Raw genomic sequence first — 14,068 nt, forward strand, 5'->3', positions numbered from 1 at the left:
ATACACGATGCGGTGGTGCCTACAGCATATGCCCATGTCCTCCAGGTGGCCTCTTTGGCGGACCTCGTTCGAACGTCAGCGCGGGAGTGGCGTATGCCGCGTTCATACGTCCGGTCGTTCCTGCCCGGTCGATCGGCGTAGTCAAACCTACGTACGGAGCCAGGCCGCCGTGTCCCGCGGCAGCCGCCCGTCGCCGTCCAGCGGGTCGCTGGTCAGCAGCACCTGATGGTGGGGCGGCAGGCGGGCCGGTTCCGCGTCGAGGTTGACCACGCACACGAGGCCCTGGCCGCGGGCGAACGCGAGTACCCCTCGCGGCGCGCTCAACCAGGTCAACTCACGGCCGGGAAAGCCTGGTTGGCATGCCCGCAGGTGCAGTGCGCTCCGGTACAGGGAGAGCATGGAGCGCGGGTCGTCGTTCTGGCTCTCGGCGGCGTACGTCCCCCAGTCGGGCGGCTGCGGCAGCCAGGTTTCGCGCGCGTCCGGGTCCCCGAAACCGTATGTCGCTCCGTGGGCCGTCCACGGCAGCGGTACGCGGCAGCCGTCGCGGCCGGGGTCGACGCCGCCCGAGCGGGCGTGCATCGGGTCCTGGATGTGCGCCCGGTCCACCTCCACCTCCGGCAGCCCCAACTCCTCGCCCTGGTACAGGTACACGGAGCCGGGCAGGGCGAGCGAGAGCAGCGCCGCCGCGCGGGCCCGGCGCAGGCCGAGGCCGGGATCGGTCGGGGTGCCGAACCGTTTGGCGGCGAAGTCGAAGCGGGTGTCGGCGCGGCCGTAGCGGGTGACCGTGCGCGTCACGTCGTGGTTGCACAGCACCCAGGTCGCGGGCGCGCCCACCGGGGCGTGGTGGGCGAGGGTGCGGTCGATGGACGCGCGCAGCTCAGAGGCGTCCCAGGGGCAGGTCAGGAAGTCGAAGTTGAACGCGGTGTGCAGCTCGTCGGGGCGCAGATAGCGAGCGAAGCGCTCCGGGTCGGGGACCCACAGCTCGCCGATGAGGACACCGTCGTACTCGTCCGCGACGGCGCGCCAGGAGCGGTAGACGGCGTGCAGTTCGTCGCGGTCGACGTAGCCGCTCGTGTCGTCGGCGCCGCTCGCGTCGGCGAGGGCGGGGTCCTTGGCGAGCAGCGCCGCCGAGTCCACGCGGACGCCGGCCGCGCCCCGCTCGAACCAGAAGCGCAGCACGTCCTCGTGCTCCTGGCGGACCGCCGGATGCGCCCAGTTGAGGTCGGGCTGCTCGGGCGTGAAGAGGTGGAGGTACCACTCGCCGTCCGGGACCCGGGTCCAGGTGCCGCCCGCGAACTGGGAGGGCCAGTTGTTCGGTGGCAGCTCGCCGTGGGCGCCGCGGCCCGGCCTGAAGTGGAACAGCTCGCGCTCGGGGCTGCCCGGGCCTGCCGCCAACGCGGCCCGAAACCACGGGTGTTGGTCGGACACATGGTTCGGCACGATGTCCACGATCACGCGGATGCCGAGGTCCCGGGCCTCCGCGATCAGCTTCTCGGCCTCGGCCAGGGTGCCGAACGCGGGGTCGATCGCCCGGTAGTCCGCCACGTCGTAGCCGCCGTCCGCGAGCGGCGAGCGGTACCAGGGCGTGAACCAGATGGCGTCCACGCCGAGCCGGGCCAGATACGGCAGGCGGGCCCGGACGCCGGTGAGGTCGCCGGTGCCGTCGCCGTCGCCGTCGGCGAAGCTGCGGACGTACACCTGGTAGATGGCAGCGCTGTGCCACCAGTGGTCGGCCACCACGAGGGGATCCTTTCGCGCAAGGGTCACATAAAGAAGAGGGGGCGGGACGGGCTCAGCCCTTGAGGCCGCCGGCGGTCAGACCGCTCATGATGTTCCGCTGGAAGAGCAGGAAGATGATCAGCGTCGGCACGGACGCGATGGTGAGCGCGGCGATCAGCTGATTCTGCGGGACGCCGTTGGACAGCGAGTAGATCCCGACGTTCAGCGTCTGTTTCGCCGGGTCGGGCAGCGTCAGCATCGGCCAGAGGAAGTCCTTCCACACGCCGACCACCGCGAAGATGGAGACGACGCCGAGGATCGGCCGGGAGATCGGCAGCACGATCGAGCGCAGGGTGCGCAGGGACGAGGCGCCGTCGATGGACGCCGCGTCGAGCAGCTCCTGCGGGATCGAGTCGAAGAACCGCTTGAGCAGGAAGATGTTGAAGGCGTTGGTGACGGACGGCAGCCAGATCGCCCACGGGCTGTTCAGCAGGTTCCGCTCGAAGATCGGCACGTCGAGGACCGTCAGATACTGCGGCACGACGAGCACGGTCGCCGGGATCATCAGCGTCGCCAGCATCATGCCGAGGATGACGTTGCCGAACAGCGGGCGGAGCTTGGACAGCGAGTAGGCGGCGGCGACGTCGAGGACGAGCTGGAAGGCGAGCGCGCCGAACGCGTAGTACAGGGTGTTGAACAGGAGTCGCGCCAGGTCCATGACCTGCCAGGCGGACCGATGGTTCTCCGGGTGCACGCTGCTGGGAACCAGGGTGGGCGGGGACTGGACGATCTCAGCGGTGGTCTTGAGGCCGCCGGTCACCATCCAGTACAGCGGGCCGAGGAAGACCAGGGTGAACAGGGCCATGGTGACGCCGAAGACCGTCCAGTAGACGATCCTGCCGCGGCGCCGGCCGAGCTGGGCGGGGGAGATCAGGGTGCGCGGGCGCATCGTGTCGGTTGCCATGGGTGCCGTCTCCTCAGTCGTCCGATGCGCGGCTCAGCCGTACGTACACAGCGGAGAACGCCGCGAGCAGGACGAGCAGGACGAGGCCCAGGGCCGCCGCGCCGCCGTAGTTGTTGAAGTTGAAGGCGTACTGGTAGATCAGATAGACGACGGTCGTCGTGGAGCCCTCCGGGCCCGCGCCGTTCGTCAGCAGGAACGGCTCCGTGAAGACCTGCATCGTCGCGATGATCTGCATCAGGAACATCAGCGAGAGGATCAGCCGGGTCTGCGGGATCGTCACGTGCCAGATCTTGCGCCACAGGCCCGCGCCGTCCAGCTCCGCGGCCTCGTACAGCTCGCCCGGGATGCCCTGGAGCGAGGCCAGGTAGATGAGTGTCGCGCCGCCCATGTTCATCCACGTCGCCGCGATGACGACCGACAGCATCGCGGTGTCGGTGGACTGGAGCCACTGCTGTTCAGGTATCCCGAAGACGCCGAGGACCCTGTTGAAGAGGCCGTACCCGGGGTCGTAGAAGTACTTGAAGAGGAGTACGGAGGCGACCGGCGGCAGCATCACCGGGAGGTAGACGAGCATCCGCAAGTAGCCCTGGCCGTGCCGGAACTCATTGAGCAGGACCGCCACCAGGAACGGGACGGCGAAGCCCAGGAGCAGGGCCAGGGCCGTGAACAGGAGCGTGTTGCGCCACGCCTGCCAGAAGGCCGGGTCGTTGAGGACGTAGGTGAGATTGGACCAGCCGGCCCAGGTGGTGCGCCCGTCCTTCGTCTTCTGGAAGGCCAGCAGGAACTCCCTGACCATCGGATACCAGGAGAAGAAGGAGAAGCAGAGCACCGCGCCGATCAGGAAGCCGTGGGCGGAGAGGTTGCGCTTCACGGAGCGCGCCAACGAGCCGTCAGGCTTGCCGAGTTGGTGCTTTCGTGCGGGCGGTGCGGACTGCCGGGGCTTCGCGGGCAGCGTCGGGGCCGACATGGTCACTCCTCGGGTCACAGGTGGCGGCTGGGCGGCTCACTGATTGGCCAGCACCTGGTTGACCTGCTGTTCGGCGGTGGAAAGGAGCTTGTCGACGTCGGCGTTCTTGTTGGTCAGGACGCCCGACATGACGTTGTCGAGGACCTTGTAGACCTCCTGCGCCTTCGGCGGCTCCGCCTTGCCGCGCACCGGGTTCGCCATGAACGGCTCGAAGTTGCGCACCGGCATGGTGGCGTTGTTCGTGCGGGACTGGAGGTCCTCCGCCTTCGTGGCGCCGGTGAAGAAGTTGGGCTGGGGCAGGCCGACCGGGAGCTTGTCCTTCTTGGTCCTGGCCCAGTCGAACTGGCCCTTGCCGGGGGTGAGTGTCTTGAAGTTCAGCCAGGCGATCGCGGCCTTGATCTTGTCCGGCGAGGAGCCCTTCTTGATCATGTAGTCGTTGCCGCCGAAGAGCGTGGCCTTGCCGCCGGGGATCGGGCCCATCCCGAAGTTGTCGTAGTCGGCGCCCAGTTGCTGCACCATGTACGTCACGTCGTCCGGCGCGGCCAGGAACATGCCGAGCTTGTCCGACGCGATCTGCTTCTGCAGGTCGCCCCACTTCAGCAGCTGCGTCCTGCCCATGCTGTCGTCCTTCCAGCGCATGTCGTGGAGCTGCTTGGCGACCTGCTTTCCGGTCGCGTCGTTGAACGCGGCCTTCGTGCCGTCGGAGGAGATGACGTCGCCGCCGAGCCCGTACATCGTCGCCGTGAAGTGCCAGCCGCCGGTGTTCTCCGCGCTGTACTCGCCGTATCCGGAGATGCCGTTCCCGAGCCCGGCGATCTTCTTCGCGGCCGACCGCACGGCGGCCCACGTCGTCGGCGGCCGGTCCGGGTCGAGCCCGGCCTTCTCGAACAGCTTGCGGTTGATGAGCAGGCCCATGGTGTAGTTGCTGGTGGGCAGGCCGTAGAGCTTGTCGTCCTTTTTCAGCGCGCCCAGCACGCTCGGGTCGATGGAGTCGAGCGCCGGGACGGTCTTCTTCGTGACGTACGGGGTGATGTCCTCGGCGCCGTCGTGGTCGAGCACCTGCTGGAGGTCGGTGAAGTACGTGTAGAAGACGTCCGGCTGGGACTTCGCCTTCAGCGCGGCGGTGAACCGGGCGGGCTCCTCGCACTGGCCCGGGGTCGACTTCCCGTTGATCGTCACGTTCGGATACTTCGCGTTGAACGTCTTTACGTCCTCGACCCACTGCCGCCGCTCGGCCGCCTTCGTCTTCGGGGGCATGCAGTCGATGGTCAGCGAGACCTTGGTCTTCGGGTCGAGCGGGGCGCTCATGGCGCCCTTCGGGCCGGCGCCGCCCGCCCCTTCGCCGTCGTCCGAGCTGCTGGTGCCACAGGCCGCGAGCGAGGCCAGTGCGAACGCGGTGACGACAACCTTCACGGAAGTGCTTCTCATCGGTGGTCCCCTCGGGGCCTGAGCCTGTGCAGGCAGGAACGTGGAGGCCCGCGGCGCCGCGGCGGGTGAAGCCGGGGTGCCGGAGCGAGCCACACTCAAGCACCGCCAACCGATGGGCGCAAGATGTCGCGCATATTCCGCAAAAAATGAACAGGCGGGTTTGTCGGGGGAGTTGGAGCCGGAGTCGGAGCGCCTCCTACGGGGCCGGGGGCGGCGGCGCCGTGGAGCCGCGCACCACCAGCTCGGGCTCGAACAGCAGCTCACCGGGCGGCACCGTGCCGCCCTGGATCTGCGCGACGAGCAGCTCGACCGCGGCCCGCCCCATCGCCTCGATCGGCTGGCGCACCGTGGTCAGCGGCGGCTCGGTGCAGTTCATGAACGCCGAGTCGTCGTAGCCGACCACCGACACCTCGCCCGGCACGCTCAGCCCCGTACGGCGGGCGGCCCGCACCGCGCCGAGCGCCAGGGGGTCGCTCGCGCAGATGATGCCGGTGATGCCGCGGGCGATGAGCCGGGCGGCCGCGGCGTGCCCGCCCTCCAGGGAGAACATCGCCCGCTCGACCGCCGAACCCGGGAGCTTCCCCTCCATGGCGCGGGCCGCGGTGAGTTTGCGCTGCGAAGGCATGTGGTCGTCCGGGCCGAGCACCAGGCCGATGCGCTCGTGGCCGAGCGAGGACAGGTGCCGCCAGGCCTGCTCGACCGCGACCGCGTCGTCGCACGCCACGCACGGGAAACCGAGCCGTTCGATGGCGGCGTTGACGAGCACCACGGGCACCTGGCGCTCGGCGAGCCGCTGGTAGTGGCCGTGCTCGGCGTCCCCCTGCGCGAACAGGCCGCCCGCGAACACCACGCCGGAGACCTGCTGTTGCAGCAGCAGCTCCACGTAGTCGGCCTCCGAGACGCCGCCCTTGGTCTGGGTGCACAGCACCGGCGTGAGGCCCTGCTGGGCGAGCGCGCCGCCGATCACTTCCGCGAAGGCGGGAAAGATCGGGTTCTGCAGCTCGGGCAGGACCAGGCCGACGAGCCGGGCCCGCTCGCCGCGCAGTTGCGTCGGCCGCTCGTAGCCGAGGACGTCGAGCGCGGTGAGGACCGACTGGCGCGTCGCCTCCGAGACGCCGGGCTTGTTGTTGAGAACCCGGCTGACCGTGGCCTCGCTGACCCCGACCTTTTTCGCCACCTGAGCAAGTCTGCGCGTCATGGGGCGCAAGATTAGCGCAAGAACTTGCGCACCGTTTGCGTGTTGGAGACATTCGTCGAGGTCACGGTCAGCGCGGCGGCAGGAGGGGCGCGGTCGGCTTCGGCCGCGCTGTCAGCTGTGCGGGACGACCGCGACCGGGCTGGTCACGTGGTGCACCACCGAGTGCGCGGTGCAGCCCAGATGGGAGACGTCGGTGCGGCGGCCCACCACCGTCAGGCTCGCCGTCGTGGCCGCCTTGAGGAGATGGTGGCCCGGCTGCCCGTAAAGGAGCCGCTCCTCGACCCGCACCTCCGGGTACTTCGTGCGCCAGGCCCGCACGGCGTCCGTGAGGGACCTGCGCAGCCGCTCCTCCTGGCGCGCGGCGTCGCCCGGCATCGCCCCGTCCGGCCGGTTGCCGCGCAGCGGCGGCAGCGTCCAGGCGTGCAGCGCGTGCAGCGGGGCGCCGCGCAGGGCCGCGGCCTCGAAGGCGTAGGAGAGGAGTTCGTCGGCGGGCGCCGTCACGTCGAGGCCCACCACCACGGGGTGGAAGTCGGGCCCCTCCTGTTCGTCCTGCGGCAGACCGCCGGCCCGCACCAGGACCACCGGACGCGTCGCGCGCGCCGTGACCGCGAGGGCGACCGAGCCGACCAGGAACCCCGAGTAGCCGGTGAAGCCCCGCGAGCCGAGCACCAGGGTCTCCGACTCCGCGGCCGCCTCCAGGAGCGCGGCCACCGGCTGGTCGTCGCGGCGCCTGGCGATGATCTCCAGGGCCGGGTGGGCGTACGAGAGCCGGAGCGCCACGACGTCGAGGACGCCACGGTCCGGCAGATCGACGTCCGGTAGCCGGGGCGCGGGACGCTCCCTGCCCGCCGCCTGCACGAGCCGCAGCGGCAGTCGGCGGCGCAGCGCCTCGCGGGCCGCCCAGTCCGCGGCGTGCACGCTCTCACGCGAAGCGTCCGTCCCGACGCTGAGTACGCGACAACTGGTCATGACGGGAACCTCTCCGTGGCGATGACGCGGATGGTGTGCCTCCGGTGCGGGTTCCACGCCAGGCGGTGCTCACTCGTGTGGAGCACGACCGGATCGGGTGCTCGCGGGCCCCGGTGGCAGGGACCCTCCCACCGGTCCGACCTGCGCGGGGAGAGGCGAACCGGCCCTTGGCGAGGGGCCGTTCGGCCCCTGTGCCGGGGCGGCCGGGAGCGCGAGCGTGGTTCTACCCTGGCAGGGAGGTGACGATGACGACCTGCAAGAAGTTCAGGCAAGCCAAGGGCAACCCCCTGCGGCGCAGGTCGGACGCGGTCGAGGGGTGGGCGGCGCTGCTGCTCGGACTCCTCGCCCTCCTGGTGGCGCCCCTCGCGGGACTCGCTGCCGGCTGGGGAGCCCACGCCGACGCCGCCGGGCACGCCCGGTCACAGGTGGCGCAGCGCCAGCAGGTGCGGGCCACCCTCGTCGAGAACGCCCCGGACTACGTGCCGTCCCAGAGCGGCGTGCAGAACGCGGTCACCTACCCGGTCAAGGTCCGCTGGACCGAGGACGGCCGGGGCGTCGTGGCGAAGGCACCCGTCTCCGCGGGCCTCGAGCGGGGCGATCGCGCCACCGTCTGGCTCGACCGGCACGGCCGGGTCACCACCGAGCCCTGGGGCTCCGAGGCCATCTGGGCCCGCGCGCTCACCGCCGCCTTCCTGGTCTGTGCCACCACCGCGACGCTCGCTCTCCTGGCCCGCTGCGTCCTGCGCCGCGTCCTCGACCGCGGCAGGATCGCGGCATGGGAGCGCGACTGGCGCCGGGTGGGACCCGAGTGGAGCCGGCGGCACGCGTAGGTCCAGGCCCCTGCTGCGCCGGACGGGAAGCCGGGCGCAGCGCCTCAGCGCCTGCTCAGGGACCCGACAGGCCCACCGGCAGAGCCGACAGGGCCCGGCGCCGGAGCCGTTCGGCCCCTGCCCCCACGGGCGCGGACCCGGCATCGTCGAAGTATCGCAAGGACGCCGTCCGGGAGACGCGATGACGCCGCCGGGCCCCTGCTCCGCCGACAGCAGGGCCCCGGCGGCGCCCCGCAAGGAAGCGCTCCCGGCCGTCGCCCGAGCCCCGGAAGGAGGCCGCCCATGACCACCACGGCACCGCGGATGAGTCAGACCCTGCCCGAGGAGTACCGCGGCCGGCTGATGCGCTTCGCCCGTGACGTGAGCTTCCCGGAAGGCACCCGGATCTTCGACGAGGGCTCCCGCGCGGACCGCTTCTGGCTCCTGCGCAGCGGCACCGTCGCCCTCGACATGCGAGTGCCGGGCCGGCACGCCCCCGTCGTCGAATACCTCGGCCACGGCGAACTGATCGGCTGGTCATGGCTGTTCCCGCCGTACGTGTGGCAGCTCGGCGCCCGCGCCGAGACCCGGGTCAGGGCCCACGAGTTCGACGCCTTCACGGTGCGCCTCCTGTGCGCCTCCGACCCCGGCCTCGGCTCGTTCGTGGCCCAGTGGGTGGGCGGGGTGCTCGCCCACCGGCTCAGCGTGACCCGCACCCGCCTGCTCGACCTGTACGCCCCCTACGGATCGGGGGCCGCGTAGCACCGACGACGGGCCGCCAGGGCCGGGCGAACGGTACCGTTCGGCCCTGGCGGATCAGTCGGTACGGCCTCAGGATCTAGACGGGTTCGCACCCACCCGTCTGGGCAACACCACATCCGAGGGGGCCGTATGTCACAGCCACGTACTTTCTCAGCGGACCGGCCCATACGCATCCTGCTGCTCGACGACCACGAAGTGGTGCGGCGCGGCCTGCGCGACCTCCTCGGAGCGGAACCCGACATGTCCGTCGTCGGTGAGGCCGCCACCGCCGCGCAGGCGATCGCCCGCGGACCCGCGCTCCGCCCCGACGTGGCCGTGCTCGACGTGCGCCTCCCGGACGGCGACGGCATCACGATCTGCCGCGAACTGCGCGTCCTCATCCCGGACGTGAGCTGTCTGATGCTGACGTCGTTCGACGACGACGACGCGCTGCTCGACGCCATCATGGCCGGCGCGGGCGGCTACGTACTGAAACAGATCAAGGGCTCCGACCTGGTCTCCGCGGTGCGCACCGTCGCCGCGGGCGAGTCCATGCTCGACCCGGCGACGACGGCCCGGCTGATGCGCAGCCTGCGCGGCCCGGGGCAGGGCGGCGCCGCCGAGCCCGACCCCGCGGGGGCGCCGGTGGCCGAGGGCGTCGAACTGACCGAACGGGAGCGGGACATCCTCGCGCTGGTGGGGGAGGGGCTCACCAACCGGCAGATCGGGGCGCGGCTCTTCCTGTCGGAGAAGACGGTGAAGAACAACATCTCCCGGCTGCTCGCCAAATTGGGCGTGGAACGCAGGATCCAGGCCGCCGTGATCGCGACGAAGCTGCCGCAGGACAAGTACCGGCCGTGACCGTCAGCGGCTCACGCGCCCTGCGGCGGTGAGGCGAGCGGCACCGTCCACTCCAGGAGGGTGCCGCCGCTGTCCCGCGCCGTCGCCGTCAGCACTCCGCCGCGCCGGGCGGCGCGGGCCGCGAGGTTGGCGAGCCCGCTGCGGTGCCCGTCCGACTCCGTGGCGATCCCCACACCGTTGTCCGCCACGGTCAGCGTCAGCGCGCCGCCGCGCACCACGAGGGCCACGTCGGCGGACGACGCGCGCGCGTGCCGGGCCACGTTCGTGAGCGCCTCGCCGAGCACCGCCACCGCATCGTCGGCGCAGGGCGCCGGCACGTCCGCGTCGATCAGGCCCTCCATGCGCAACGACGGGGTGAAGCCCAGGACTTGAGCCGCGTCCTCCACGGTCCGTACGACCCGCACCCGCAGTCCGGAGCCGGTCGGCGGGCCGCCGCGCTCGCGCAGGCCGAAGATCGTCGAGCGGATGATCTTGATGGTGGTGTCCAGGTCGTCCACGGCCCGCAGCAGCCGCTCCGCCGCCTCCGGATGCTGTACGAACCGCTGCGCGCTCTGCAGCGTCATCCCGGTCGCGAACAGCCGCTGGATCGCCAGGTCGTGGAGGTCACGGGCGATCCGGTCCCGGTCCTCGAGCAGGCTCATCTGCTCCGCGTCCCGCCGCCGGTCCGCGAGTTCCAGCGCGAGGGCCGCCTGCCCCGCGAACCCGCTCAGCGGTATCAACTCGGCCGCGGAGAACGGGGCGTGCTCAGCCCGGCGGGCCAGCATCAGCACCCCGCGCACCCCCTCCGACGTACCGATCGGCACCGCCACGGCAGGCCCGAGCCCCTCCCAGCGGTCCGGCTGATAGGTGATCCGCGGGTCCTTGCGGATGTCGTCCGACGTGACCAGGTCACCGACGGCGAGCGCCGCCCCGGCGAAGGTCCCCTCGCGCGGCAGCGTCACATCGCTGTGCGCGTGGGCGCGTTCGCCGAGCGCCAGCATCTCGTGAAGCCGGTGGTCGCCGGGGACGAGGAGCGCCACCACCCCGAGGTCCGCCGCGGTGATCTCCCGCGCCCGGTCCACCATGAGGCGCAGCACCTCGGCCTCGTCGGCGCCCGACAGCAGGCTCCCGGTGAACTCGGCGCTCAGCTGGAGCCAGCGCTCCCGCAGCCGGACCTCCTCGTACAGCCGCGCGTTCTCGATCGCCACGCCCGCCGCCGCGCCGAGCGTCTGCAGCACCGACACGTCCTCGTCGTCGAAGTCGCCGCCGCCGCGCTTCTGCGTCAGGTACAGGTTCCCGAACACGCCGTCGCGGACCCGGATCGGTACCCCGACGAACGTGTGCATCGGCGGATGGTGCGGCGGGAACCCCGCGGACGCGGGATGGTCGGCGAGCTCCGGGAGCCGCAGCGGCTCCGGGTGCCGGATCAGCTCGCCCAGCAGCCCGTGCCCCGACGGCAGGTCGCCGATCTCCGCGCGCAGCTCGTCGCTGATCCCGACCGGCAGGAACTGCGACAGCTTGCGCCGGTCCTCGCCGATCACCCCGAGCGCGCCGTACTCGGCGTCCACCAGGACCACGGCCACCTCGACGATCCGCCGCAGCACTTGGGACAGGTCCAGCTCCTGGCCCACCGACAGGACCGCCTCGAGCAGCCCTTGCAGCCGGTCCCGGGTACGGCGGACCGTGCCGATGCGCACCTGTAGTTCCTCGAGCAGTTCGTCGAGCCGCAGCCTCGGCAGTGGGCCCGACCCCCGTGCACCGTCCTCGGCCATCCGGCCTCCGTGGGGCCTTGGTGAGGTGTCGTTTCGTACTCAAGGTAGCGGCTGTTCGCGCCCCTATGACCTGCTTCGTCAGACCTCGGACGGTGGAACGGCGGAGTCCGCCGAGGGCGAGGCGTGCAGCGCGGCGATCTGGGAACGGGAGGTGAAGCCGAGCTTGGTGAGGATGTGCTCCACATGGGAGTCGATCGTCCGCTTCGACACCACGAGCTTCGCCGCGATCTCCCGGTTGGTGCACCCGTCGCCGACCAGCGCGGCCACCTGCCGCTCACGGGGCGTCAGACCGTCGGTGGGGCCCGAGCGCTGCGGCGGCACATCGGGGGACGCCGCCGACTCGTCGTCGAGCGCCAGGTCCACCACGACGTCGAACGGGAGCGCCGTGCCCTCCTCGAACGAATGGTGGTACCCGTCGGCGCCGAGCACCTCGCGGGCCAGGTCCGCGGCGTGCGCGTGCAGTTCGTGCAGCACGGGCAGGCCGAACCTGGCCTCCTTCGCGGCCCGCCGCCACAGCGCGTCGGCCGCGCCCTGCAGCGCGGCGACCCGCTCGAAGCGCCGCAGCTCCGCCGCGTGCCAGGCCAGGCCCTCCATGAAGTGGGCGAGCCCCATCAGATCGTGCAGCGCGGCCTTGGCGCGGATGCCCTCGCGGGCGCACTCCACGGACGCCTCGTGATCACCCTTCAGCCACAGGCCCACGCTCTTGACCCACAGGGCCCAGCTGCGCGCCCACTGCTCGCCCGGATGCGCGGCGCCGCGCGCCAGCGAGTCGTCGCACCAGGCGATGCCCTTCTCGTGGTCACCGGAGACGATCAGCATGAACCCGGCGTAGAAGCCCAGCATGAGCAGGCCGGTCTCGTCGCCGAGCGTCGTCATCCGGGCCCGGGCCTCGTCGAAGTCGTCGGCGCAGCCCTCCATCTGACCGAGGAAGTAGCGCCGGTGCGCCTGGAAGGCGAGCGTCCACGTGGCACCCACCCGGTCGTCGATCCGCGCGGCGACCTGCTCGGCCTCCTTCAACAGCGCCTCGTTCTTGCCCCGTTCCCCCTGGATGTCCATGTACCAGCTGATCAGATACAGCGCCTTGACGCGCTGCGGCGTCTCGTCGCGGCAGCCGTCCAGGGTGCGGCGCAGCCAGTAACGGCCCTCGGTGAGCAGCCCGGTCGCATGCCAGTAGCCCCACAGGGACGTCGCCATGTCCAGGCCGTCGCAGTGCAGCCGGGGTGTGGCCAGGCAGTGCTCCAGGGCGACCCGGACATTGGCCTGGTCCCGCACGAGCGCCCGCAGCAACGGGATCTGGGCGTCGCCCGTCCACTCCTGGTCGAAGGCGCGCGCCGCGTCGAGGAAGTACTCGAGATGGCGGCGCCGCGCCCGCTCCTCGCCGCCGAGCACGGCGAGCTGCTCCAGGCCGTACTCGCGGATGGTGTCGAGCATCCGGTAGCGCGTGCCCTCGGGCGTCTCGACCCGCACCACGACCGACTTCTCGACGAGGCCGATCAGCGAGGTCAGCACGTCCTCGACCGGCAGCACGTCCTCGTCGGCGCACACCACCTCGGCGGCCTGGAGGCTCAACTCGCCCGCGAACACGGACAGCCGGGCCCACAGCAGCCGCTCCGCCGCCGTCGACAGATCGTGGCTCCAGCCGATCGCCGTACGCAGTGTCTGATGGCGCGGCACCGAGGTGCGGCGCCCCCCGGTGAGCAGCCGGAACCGGTCGTCGAGCCGCGTCAGCATCTCGTCGAGCGAGAGCACGCGCAGCCGGGAGACCGCGAGTTCGATGGCGAGCGGGATTCCGTCGAGCCGACGGCACAGCGCCAGCACGTCCGCCCTGTTGTCGTCGCTCACCGTGAACCCCGGCACCGCCGCGGACGCCCGGTCGGCGAACAGGGCCAGCGCGTCGCACTCCCGCTCCGCGCCGCCCGCCGGCTGCGGCATGCTCAGCGGGCCGATCGCCAGGACGTGCTCCCCGGGCACGTCGAGCGGCTGCCTGCTGGTGGCGACGATCCGCAACCGGGGCGCAGAGCGCAGCAGTTCGTCGCAGAGCACCGCGCACGCGTCGACCAGGTGCTCGCAGGTGTCGAGCAGCAACAGCAGCTCGCGGTCCTCCAGATGGTCGGCGATCACCTCGATGGCGGGCCGCGCCGCCTGCTCCGGCAGGTCGAGCGCCGCCGCGACCGCGTTCGCGAGCAGCGCCGGGTCGTGCAGCGCCGACAGCTCCACGAGCCGCACGCCGTCGGGATACCTGCCCCGAAGGTCGCGCGCCGCGCGCACCGCGGTCCGGGTCTTGCCGACGCCGCCCGGCCCCGTCAGCGTGACGAGGCGGGCCCGGGTCAGCACGTCCGCGACCTGGTCCAGCTCCCGGCGCCGCCCGACGAAACTCGTCGTCTCGGCGGGCAGTTCGCCCGGCGTGCGCCGGGTGGGACTGGGGTTCATAGGGGGCTCACCTCGTGCGGTACGGAGGGGTGGCGACTGCCGTCGCCAGGCTAGGCCGAAGCGGCCCCCGGCGTACCCCCTTCACAGGACGACCACCCGAACGGGAAGGGGCAGACGGGTAGTTGTGCCAAGTCCCGCGAATTCCTCGCGCACTTCGGGGAAACCGTCACACGGAGCGTCCGGCTGACTACACTTCCGGGGAACTTGCGGCTGTCGCGCCGGCCGAGCAGC

General features: G+C 71.6%; 11 protein-coding genes. 3 read left to right on the forward strand and 8 right to left on the reverse strand.

Going from position 1 to position 14,068, the window contains the following annotated elements; translation table 11 throughout:
• Positions 1-147 precede the first annotated feature (147 nt).
• The 6 genes from ACFV9W_RS10370 to ACFV9W_RS10395 form a co-directional block, all read right to left on the reverse strand.
• Positions 148-1,740 carry a glycoside hydrolase family 13 protein gene (locus tag ACFV9W_RS10370; RefSeq protein WP_385757611.1) on the reverse strand — a complete coding sequence of 531 codons (1,593 nt, stop codon included), beginning with the start codon at positions 1,738-1,740 and terminating at the stop codon, positions 148-150.
• 52 nt (positions 1,741-1,792) lie between these two features.
• On the reverse strand, positions 1,793-2,668 hold the full coding sequence (locus ACFV9W_RS10375) for a carbohydrate ABC transporter permease (protein ID WP_385758143.1): 876 nt from the start codon (positions 2,666-2,668) through the stop codon (positions 1,793-1,795).
• Positions 2,669-2,696: 28 nt separating this feature from the next.
• Entirely contained in the window at positions 2,697-3,650 is a 954-nt protein-coding gene (locus tag ACFV9W_RS10380; RefSeq protein WP_385757614.1) for a carbohydrate ABC transporter permease, read from the reverse strand.
• A 36-nt stretch (positions 3,651-3,686) separates the two neighbouring features.
• Positions 3,687-5,078: an extracellular solute-binding protein gene (locus ACFV9W_RS10385; protein WP_385757617.1), complete on the reverse strand. Its 1,392-nt coding sequence runs from the start codon at positions 5,076-5,078 to the stop codon at positions 3,687-3,689.
• Positions 5,079-5,274: 196 nt separating this feature from the next.
• Positions 5,275-6,276 carry a LacI family DNA-binding transcriptional regulator gene (locus tag ACFV9W_RS10390; protein WP_385757620.1) on the reverse strand — a complete coding sequence of 334 codons (1,002 nt, stop codon included), beginning with the start codon at positions 6,274-6,276 and terminating at the stop codon, positions 5,275-5,277.
• 111 nt (positions 6,277-6,387) lie between these two features.
• Positions 6,388-7,245, reverse strand: coding sequence for a universal stress protein (locus tag ACFV9W_RS10395; RefSeq protein ID WP_385757624.1), 858 nt, complete (start codon positions 7,243-7,245; stop codon positions 6,388-6,390).
• Between the two features lie 245 nt (positions 7,246-7,490).
• Here ACFV9W_RS10395 and ACFV9W_RS10400 point away from each other — a divergent pair, with 245 nt between their 5' ends.
• The 3 genes from ACFV9W_RS10400 (at position 7,491) to ACFV9W_RS10410 (ending at position 9,656) form a co-directional block, all read left to right on the forward strand.
• Positions 7,491-8,075 carry a hypothetical protein gene (locus ACFV9W_RS10400; RefSeq protein ID WP_385757627.1) on the forward strand — a complete coding sequence of 195 codons (585 nt, stop codon included), beginning with the start codon at positions 7,491-7,493 and terminating at the stop codon, positions 8,073-8,075.
• A 282-nt stretch (positions 8,076-8,357) separates the two neighbouring features.
• Positions 8,358-8,816 (forward strand): Crp/Fnr family transcriptional regulator, encoded by a 459-nt coding sequence (locus ACFV9W_RS10405; RefSeq protein WP_385757630.1) that lies wholly within the window; start codon positions 8,358-8,360, stop codon positions 8,814-8,816.
• A gap of 129 nt (positions 8,817-8,945) precedes the next feature.
• Positions 8,946-9,656 (forward strand): response regulator, encoded by a 711-nt coding sequence (locus ACFV9W_RS10410; RefSeq protein ID WP_385757632.1) that lies wholly within the window; start codon positions 8,946-8,948, stop codon positions 9,654-9,656.
• An 11-nt stretch (positions 9,657-9,667) separates the two neighbouring features.
• Here ACFV9W_RS10410 and ACFV9W_RS10415 read toward each other — a convergent pair whose 3' ends face one another.
• Positions 9,668-11,407 carry a GAF domain-containing protein gene (locus tag ACFV9W_RS10415; RefSeq protein ID WP_385757635.1) on the reverse strand — a complete coding sequence of 580 codons (1,740 nt, stop codon included), beginning with the start codon at positions 11,405-11,407 and terminating at the stop codon, positions 9,668-9,670.
• A 78-nt stretch (positions 11,408-11,485) separates the two neighbouring features.
• Positions 11,486-13,837, reverse strand: coding sequence for a LuxR C-terminal-related transcriptional regulator (locus ACFV9W_RS10420; protein WP_385757638.1), 2,352 nt, complete (start codon positions 13,835-13,837; stop codon positions 11,486-11,488).
• Positions 13,838-14,068 lie beyond the last annotated feature (231 nt).

This window comes from Streptomyces sp. NPDC059897 (assembly GCF_042730865.1).
Classification (GTDB): Bacteria; Actinomycetota; Actinomycetes; order Streptomycetales; family Streptomycetaceae; genus Streptomyces.